Source organism: Promicromonospora sp. NPDC057488 (assembly GCF_042802395.1).
Classification (GTDB): Bacteria; Actinomycetota; Actinomycetes; order Actinomycetales; family Cellulomonadaceae; genus Promicromonospora.
Genome location: NZ_JBHVEG010000028.1, coordinates 45,756 through 53,240, shown reverse-complemented (window position 1 = coordinate 53,240; position 7,485 = coordinate 45,756). Strand labels below are relative to the sequence as shown.

The following is a 7,485-nucleotide window of genomic DNA, read 5'->3' as shown; positions in this document are numbered from 1 at the left end:
GCGTCGGACGGGCTGCAGCTGCAGTGGCTGCTCGACCCGGAGGCCGTCGACGTCCGGCGGTCGCTGGCCCTGCTGGAGCGGCTCCTGCCCGGCCCTACCCCGTAGCCGCCGCCGGGTCCCAGCCCTCCGGGAGCGGGGCGATCGGGTCGACGGCGGAGCCAATCTTCACCGGCTGCCCCGCCTCCGCCGCGTCCCGGATCCCGAGCAGGATGTCCAGGACGTGCGCCGCGACCGCGCCCGACGCGCGCTCGGTAACACCGTCACGGAGCGAGCGCACCAGGTCGATCACACCGGCGCCGCGACCGAACTCGGGGCCCGTCGCGGGCAGCGCCGTCGGCTCGTCGGAGCCGTACGTCCACAGCGTGGAGGCGCCGTCGAACCCGTTCGGGTCGGGCAGCACGATGGTGCCCTCGGTGCCGTTGACCTCGACGAACCCGCTGCGGGGCAGGGCGTGCTGGAACGAGAACGTCGACTGTGCCGAGCGGCCCTCGCCGAACTCGATCAGCGCCGCGTGGTGGGTCGGAACCTCGACCGGGAACACCTCGCCCGCCCGTGGGCCGCTGCCGATGGTGCGGGTCTGGCGGGACGTGGAGGCGACCGCCTGGACCCGGGTCGCGGCACCCAGCACGTGCACGAGCGTGGTCACGTAGTAGGGGCCCATGTCGAAAAGCGGGCCCGCGCCGTGCGCGAACAGGAAGTCGGGGCTGGGGTGCCACGACTCCGGCCCGGGCACGTGGAACATCGTGGTCGCCGTGAGCGGCTCCCCGATGTCGCCGCGCGCGATCGCCCGCAGCGCCGTCTGGATGCCCGCGCCCAGCACCGTGTCCGGGGCGCACGCGACGCGCAGGCCGCGCGACCCGGCGTCGGCCAGGAGCGCCGCCGCGGCGTCCCGGTCCAGGGCGACGGGCTTCTCGCTCCACACGTGCTTGCCCGCGGCCAGGATGCGGTGCCCCACCTCCGTGTGCGCCGCGGGGACGGTGAGGTTGACGACGACGTCGATGTCGTCCCGGACCAGCAGCTCGTCCACGCTGCCCGACGCCGGCACGCCGTACTCCTGCGCCCGCTCGGCGGCGCGCGCGAGGTCGAGGTCGGCGACGAACCGGACCTCGACGTCGGCGAACCGGGTCAGGTTCTCCAGGTACTGGGTCGAGATGTTGCCCGCGCCGATGATCCCGACGCCCGCCGCGCCCGGCCGGCTCATCGGTCGTGCTCCGACAGCCACGCGAGCGACTGCGCGATGCCGTCGAAGACGTCGCCGCCGTACGCGTCAAACTCGATGACGCGGGTCGCCGCCGGGGCGGCCGCCAGGATGGCGGGCACGTCGACCTCGCCGGCGCCGGCCGGCTGCTGCGCGGCGACGTCGCCGTCGAGCGTGCCGTCCTTGACGTGGATGAGGCGCACGCGGTCGCCCAGCGCGGTCAGCAGCGCCGGGGCGTCCGCTCCCCCGACCGCCGCCCAGTACGTGTCCACCTCCAGCACCACCTCGGGCGCCAGGTGCCCGACGAACACCTCCAGCGCGTGCCGGCCGTCGATGCGGGTGCTCAGCTCCCAGGCGTGGTTGTGGTACCCGAACTCCAGGCCGCGCTCGCTCGCCAGCGCCGCCAGGGCGTTCACCCGCTCGGCCAGCCGGGCCACCTGGTCGGCCGTCTGCCACTCCTCCGCGGGCAGGAACGGGTCGATCACGGTGTCCATCCCCAGCGCGGCCGCCGCGTCGAAGATCGCCGCGGGATCCTCCGCGGCGAGCACGGGCGCGTGGCCCGACGGCGCCGCCACGCCCGCCGCCGCGAACGCCCGCCGGAACTCGTCGGTGCGCTCGTGGAAGGCGTACGGCTCCACGAACCTCAGGCCGATCTCGGCCAGGCGCGCGATGGTGCCGGGAAGGTCGTGGGCGACTGCGTCTCGGACCGAGTAGAGCTGCACGGATGTCGGCGTCGTCGTCGGCATGGAACCCCCTAGTTCGTCGGTGAACCCGGCTCTTCGGTGAGCCGCCGACGATGCTAGCGACGAAATTCTTACAGTGGAAGATTCTGGCGGGGTCTAGCATCACGGCCGTGCTCAACTACCCGCTGCTCGACGTCGCCGTGCGGACACCGGCGCTGGAGCTCCGCGGCGCGTCGGACGTGCTGCTCGACCGGCTGGCGCACGTCGTCCGGCAGGGGCTGGCGGCCGCCGACCCGCCGCCCTACGACGACCCGATGTCCCTCTACGAGAGCGATCCGGACGTCCGCGTCGAGAAGTGGCTGCAGAGCATCTGGCGCGGGCGGGGCCGCGTCTCCCCGGACGCCTGGCGCCTCTACTTCGTCGTCCTGCTCGACGGCGAACCGGTGGGCGTGCAGGACCTCATCGGCGACCGGTTCGCCGACGTCGGCACTGTCACGACGTTCTCCTGGCTGTCCTCCGCCGTCCGACGGCGCGGTGTGGGACGCGAGGTGCGCCAGGCGATCCTGCACCTGGCGTTCGAGGGGCTGGGCGCGAAGGAGGCGAGCAGCGACGCGTTCGTGGACAACGCCGGGTCGAACGGGGTGTCGCGGGCGCTGGGCTACGCGGAGAACGGCACCGACTGGGCGACGCGGCAGGGCGAGCCGGCCCTGCTGCAGCGCTGGCGGCTCACCCGCGACGCCTGGCTGACCCAGCGCCGGGACGACATCGAGCTGGACGGCGTCGAGGCCGCGCGCCGCACGCTCAGCCTCTGAGGTCTTCAGCGAGCTCGTCTCGACCCGACCGCAGCGGCGCGCGGATCGCCTTCGGACGCCTGGCGGGCATCTGCGTCTGTGAGAAGGACTGTCACATCACCACCCGCACCTGGCTCCGAGAAAGCCACAAAAGTGCGGCTACGTGCCACGACTGTCACATCTGCATCCAGGACATCAGTGCCACCGCTACGGAGCCAGTCGCCGAATACACGCTCGATCGGCGAATCACAGCCCTTCTGCGTCAAGTGCGACTTGAGAAGGCGATAGACCGAGGACTTCAGTTCTCCCGCGTCTCCACCAAACCGCTCGTGCGCCGCCTGACGACTTATGCCTAGTGTGCGACCGATAGCAGCCCACGAGTGCCCGGCAGCACGTGCGCCGCCTACCGCAGCCCGAAGTTCTTCCTCGGCACTTCTCATCGCACGCTGGGCGAATCCAATCCTACGAAGCTCGACAGGGTCGACCACTTCCATCTTGTCCGGGTCGAGACTGTCGAGCCAGCTCTCCACCGAATCCAGCTTCGCAGCCTCTTCCCGCTCCGCCGAGGTCCTCCCCCTACGGGCCTTCGACCTGGCCGAAGACTTGAGGTGAACCACATGGTTCTCAGTACTGTCGCGGACGTTTCGCGTCATTGTAATCACCACTCTTTCGAGCCATCGATTGAAGTCGTGAGCACACGGTCATAAGAGGCTCTGAAATTTCTTCCTCATCTTCATGGCATGGATCACGCAAGGATCGTCTGATTCAGGGTCCACCACGACAAGCTCAAGCAACTGCGACGAATGATCGGCCCCGATGACCAGGAGCCGATCCACCCCCTGCCTATATTGCCGATACGGGACCTGCAATGCGGCCATGATCTGTTCGTCCGTAACTCCGTGCTTACGTGCGCTGTCCAAGATGCGCATGTGTCAAGGCTTCCTTGACACCATAACCCTGTCAAGCGGAACCTGACAACCCCCAGGATCCGGCGGGTCCCTGGGCGCGAACTAGTCCAAGCGCGACGCGCGGGCCTCCAGCCACCATCTCATCCGACCGGAACCGTCCAGGTGGGCCAGCCGGTCCGGGACGGCGCGGTCGAGGTTCGTCTCGGCGCCGAGCATGGGCTCGACGCCGATCGAGCGGTACGGGGCGCCCTCCGGCCAGCCGCCCAGGTTGCGCCACACGACCAGGGAGACGGGGGCCGCGAACCCGGGCGCGACGGCCCAGCGGAGCCGGAGCCGGTCGGCGCCGTCCACGACGTCGAGCCGGTCGGTCGCGACGACGGCGCAGCGGGCGGTGCCGTCGTCCGGGCCCAGCACGTCGAGCGGCACTCCCCCGCCGTCGGGCCAGGTGGCGGGTCTCGTCGCGCAAGGCTCGGGCCACTCGACCACCAGGGTGTCGGGGCGGCCGGGCACCTCCAGGCGAGCGTCCGGGCCGACGTCGAGCAGCAGGTGGACGGCGTGCAGCAGGGGCGCGCCCGGTGGGCCGGTGATCGTGTAGCCGGCGCGGACCTCGCCGTCGTGCGTGGTGAGGCGGCGGGTCAGGGTGAGGTCGCCGGCCCGGACCGTCGCGGCCTCGCCGTCGGGAGTCCACGGTCGTGACCACACCTCGCCGTGGTCGCTGGGGCCGCCGATCGTGGGGAGGCACTCCTCGCCGCCGCCCGCGTCGACGAACGGGTCGCCGGGCACGACGCCGGCCCGGGCCGCCGCCGAGACCCGAGGGTTGCGCCAGAGCCACTCGCGCTCCGGCGTCGCCAGCGAGGTCCAGCGGCCACCCAGGGCCGGGTCGGTGCGGACCGTGAGGGGACGGGCGCTCACACCCGGTCCCGTCACACCCGGTCCAGGCGCACGACGTCGCAGTCCCGCCAGGTCCACGGGACGACCAGGCCGTCGGTCGCCAGCTCCTTGCCCGAACGGGCCTCGTCGGTGCCCCGCACGCGGTAGCGGGCGTCCGGGTCGAGGTCGCCGAGGCGGACCGTGAGCGGGGCCTCCCCGGCGCGGCGCCAGGCCAGCACGACCACGGCGTCGGTACCCGTGTACTGCACCGCGCACGCGGCGTCCGCCGGCGCACCGTGCCGCCGGGTCAGCCCCGTGTGCACCACCGACCGGATCTCGCGGTACAGGTCCACGAACGACGCCGCCCGCTCGCGGGTCGCGTCGTCCCAGGCCAGCAGGTCCGAGCCGATGCCGAGCACCCCCGCCATGGCGACCACGAACCGGAACTCCAGGCTCGCCGGCCCGCTCTCCCGGTCGGGGTCGAGCTGGTCGGGCAGGTCGGTGACCCACGAGCTCATGGTCCACGCGGGCAGCACGCCCAGGAACCCGTGCTGGATCGCGAGCCGGTCGCGCGGGCCGGTCTCGTCGCTGGGCCAGACGACGTCGGTCCGGGCGAGCACCGCGTGGTCGATCCGGCCGCCGCCGCCCGCGCAGGCCTCGACGGTGACGTGCGGGAACTCGGCGCGCAGCATCTCGAGCACCCGGTAGTAGGCCTGCGTGTGCCGCCAGGACCAGTCGTCGCCGCCCGGGGCCGTGCGCCCGCCGTCGGCGATCGAGCGGTTCATGTCCCACTTGAGGTAGCTGATCTCGGTCTCGGTGAGCAGGCGGCGCAGCGTGCCGAGCACCCACTCCTCGACCTCGGGCCGGCCGAGGTCGAGCATGTACTGGTGCCGCAGCGTCTCCAGGGGGCGCCCGTCCACGTGGTGCGCCCACTCGGGGTGCGCGCGGTACAGGTCGCTGTCGGGGCTCACCGCCTCGGGCTCGACCCAGAGGCCGAAGCGCATGCCAAGGGCCTTCACGCCGTCGGCCAGCGGCCCGAGGCCGCCCGGGATCCGGTCGGTGTCGACCTCCCAGTCGCCCAGCGCGGCCCGGTCGGTCGTGCGGCCGCGGAACCAGCCGTCGTCGACCACGAAAACCTCCGCGCCCACCTCGGCCGCGGCCTCGGCGAGCCGGAGCTGGTGCTCCACCCGGACGTCGAACGTGGTGGCGAACCACGAGTTGTAGACGACGGGCCGGTGCTCGAGGCCGCGCGTTCGGGCCAGCGTCACCTGGTAGGCGTGCCAGGCGTGGGCCAGGTCGTCGGCGTCGCCCTCGACGCGCACCCCGGCCAGGACCGGGGTGGTCAGGGTGTCGCCGGGCGCGAGCGTGAGGACGCCGGACTCGTCGTCCGGCCCGGCGGCGACCCGGACGTGGTCGGCGAAGGGGACGGCGTCGAGCGCCATCCGCCAGGAGCCGCTCCAGGCGAGCGCGACGCCGTAACGGACGGGGGCGTCCGTTCCGGCGGAACGGAGCGCCCCGTCCGTTCCGGCGGGCACGACCGTCACCACCGGCGCGTACGTGTGGCTCGTGATGCCCTGCCGGCTGCCGATGCTCAGCGTGCCCGCCCCGAGCGAGGCGCGGAACGGCGTGAACTCCCGCGACCACGCCCCGCCGAGCAGGTCCACGTGCGCCGCGCCCGACGTCGGCACGTTGAACGCCCCGCCCCAGCCGCGCAGCAGCTCGATCGGCTGCTCCGAGCGGTTGCGCAGGTCGGCCCACTTCTCCACGACGTCGTGGGCGGGGTGGGTGCGGACGTGCAGGGTCACGGCCAGGCCCAGCACATCGTCGGCGAGGGGGCAGACCAGGTGGGTGCCGCCGTCGGCGTCCTGAGTCAGGGAGACCTCGCCGGTCCGGGCGAGGCGGGCGCCGCGGACGCCGTCGGCGCGGCGCACCACGAGCTCGGCGCCGTGCACGTTGCGGGTGCCGAGCGCGGTGGCCTCCAGCGGGAGCAGGTCGAGGTCGGCCTCGAAGGAGGACGTCGCCGCCACCGGCGGCACGGCCTCATCAGCAAGAGGCCCCCAGCCGACGGCGACCAGGCCGGCCCCGCGCGGCGCCTCGCCCACGACGTACTGACCCGTGCGGGTCGGGAGAATCCAGGTCACTTGTTGGCTCCTACGAGAAGTCCGGACACGAACTGCTTCTGGAACAGGAAGAACACGATCGCCGTCGGCACCGCCGCGATCAGCGCGCCCGCCGCGACCACGTTCCAGGCGCTGGCGAACCCGCCCTGCAGGTTGAGCAGGGCGGCGGTGATGGGGAACTTGGCCTCGGTGCGCAGCACCGTCATCGCCCAGATCAGGTCGTTGAAGATCCAGGTGGTGGCCAGGGCCGCGAGCGCCGCCAGCGACGGCCGCGACAGGGGCAGCACGATGCGCCAGAAGATGCCGCCGGGGCCGGCGCCGTCGAGCCGCGCGGCCTCGAAGACCTCGTTCGGCAGGCTGCGCATGAACCCGTGCAGCACGAAGGTGTAGAAGCCGATGCCGAACCCGACCTGGACCACGACGAGCGCGGTGAGCGTGTCGCCGATGCCGATGGCCTCGGTGATGGACGAGACGGGGACGAGCAGGATCTGCGGGGGCAGCAGGTTCCCGGCGAGCATGGTGAGCAGGATGGTCCGGCGGAACGGGATGTCGAACCGGCTCAGGGAGTAGGCGGCGAACGACGACAGTGCCAGGGAGAGCACGACGGCGCACACCGTGACGAGCACGCTGTTGCCGAGGGAGCGCAGCACGCCGCCCTGGGTGAGCGCGGTGGCGAAGCCGTCGAGGCTGAACGACGCGGGGAACGCGCCCAGGCCGCGGCCGGCGATGTCGTCGTAGGAGCGGATCGCGACGAACAGCACGAACACGATGGGGCTGAGCCACAGCAGCGTGACCGGGACCATCGCGACGTGCAGCCACGGCGAGCGAGCAGGCTTGGGCCGGCGCAGCCGGGGGGCGGGCCGGTCGCGGACCGCCGCGGGCGCGCCGGCGGCGGGTGGGGCGAGTGCTGACATG

Annotated in this window: 7 protein-coding genes; 1 reads left to right on the top strand and 6 read right to left on the bottom strand. The window is 72.6% G+C overall.

All coding sequences use genetic code 11. The features are described from left to right. Positions 1-94: 94 nt before the first annotated feature. Positions 95-1,201, bottom strand: coding sequence for a Gfo/Idh/MocA family protein (locus ACFU5G_RS08465; protein ID WP_377242689.1), 1,107 nt, complete (start codon positions 1,199-1,201; stop codon positions 95-97). After that, complete coding sequence (locus ACFU5G_RS08460) at positions 1,198-1,944, bottom strand: sugar phosphate isomerase/epimerase family protein (protein ID WP_377242687.1); 747 nt, start codon at positions 1,942-1,944, stop codon at positions 1,198-1,200. The genes ACFU5G_RS08465 and ACFU5G_RS08460 overlap by 4 nt, the downstream gene beginning before the upstream one ends. A gap of 107 nt (positions 1,945-2,051) precedes the next feature. On the opposite strand from ACFU5G_RS08460, the gene ACFU5G_RS08455 reads away from it, so the two are divergent. After that, entirely contained in the window at positions 2,052-2,693 is a 642-nt protein-coding gene (locus ACFU5G_RS08455; RefSeq protein WP_377242685.1) for a GNAT family N-acetyltransferase, read from the top strand. 680 nt (positions 2,694-3,373) lie between these two features. Here the strand turns inward: ACFU5G_RS08455 and ACFU5G_RS08450 are convergent. The 4 genes from ACFU5G_RS08450 to ACFU5G_RS08435 form a co-directional block, all read right to left on the bottom strand. Continuing rightward, the gene (locus tag ACFU5G_RS08450; protein ID WP_377242683.1) at positions 3,374-3,601 is read right to left on the bottom strand and encodes a hypothetical protein; all 228 of its coding nucleotides are present in this window, start codon (positions 3,599-3,601) and stop codon (positions 3,374-3,376) included. Between the two features lie 81 nt (positions 3,602-3,682). After that, positions 3,683-4,492: a hypothetical protein gene (locus ACFU5G_RS08445; protein WP_377242681.1), complete on the bottom strand. Its 810-nt coding sequence runs from the start codon at positions 4,490-4,492 to the stop codon at positions 3,683-3,685. 11 nt (positions 4,493-4,503) lie between these two features. Beyond that, on the bottom strand, positions 4,504-6,591 hold the full coding sequence (locus tag ACFU5G_RS08440) for an alpha-galactosidase (protein ID WP_377242680.1): 2,088 nt from the start codon (positions 6,589-6,591) through the stop codon (positions 4,504-4,506). Then, a complete protein-coding gene (locus ACFU5G_RS08435; RefSeq protein WP_377242678.1) occupies positions 6,588-7,484 on the bottom strand; it encodes a carbohydrate ABC transporter permease in 897 nt (298 codons plus the stop codon). Before ACFU5G_RS08435 ends, ACFU5G_RS08440 begins: the two co-directional genes overlap by 4 nt. Between the last annotated feature and the right edge of the window lies 1 nt (position 7,485).

Bases quoted from the DNA above. Each gene is read 5' to 3' on its own strand.
- ACFU5G_RS08460 (WP_377242687.1), bottom strand. From the start codon at position 1,944: ATGCCGACGACGACGCCGACATCCGTGCAGCTCTACTCGGTCCGAGAC.
- ACFU5G_RS08450 (WP_377242683.1), bottom strand. From the start codon at position 3,601: ATGCGCATCTTGGACAGCGCACGTAAGCACGGAGTTACGGACGAACAG.
- ACFU5G_RS08435 (WP_377242678.1), bottom strand. From the start codon at position 7,484: ATGTCAGCACTCGCCCCACCCGCCGCCGGCGCGCCCGCGGCGGTCCGC.
- ACFU5G_RS08465 (WP_377242689.1), bottom strand. From the start codon at position 1,201: ATGAGCCGGCCGGGCGCGGCGGGCGTCGGGATCATCGGCGCGGGCAAC.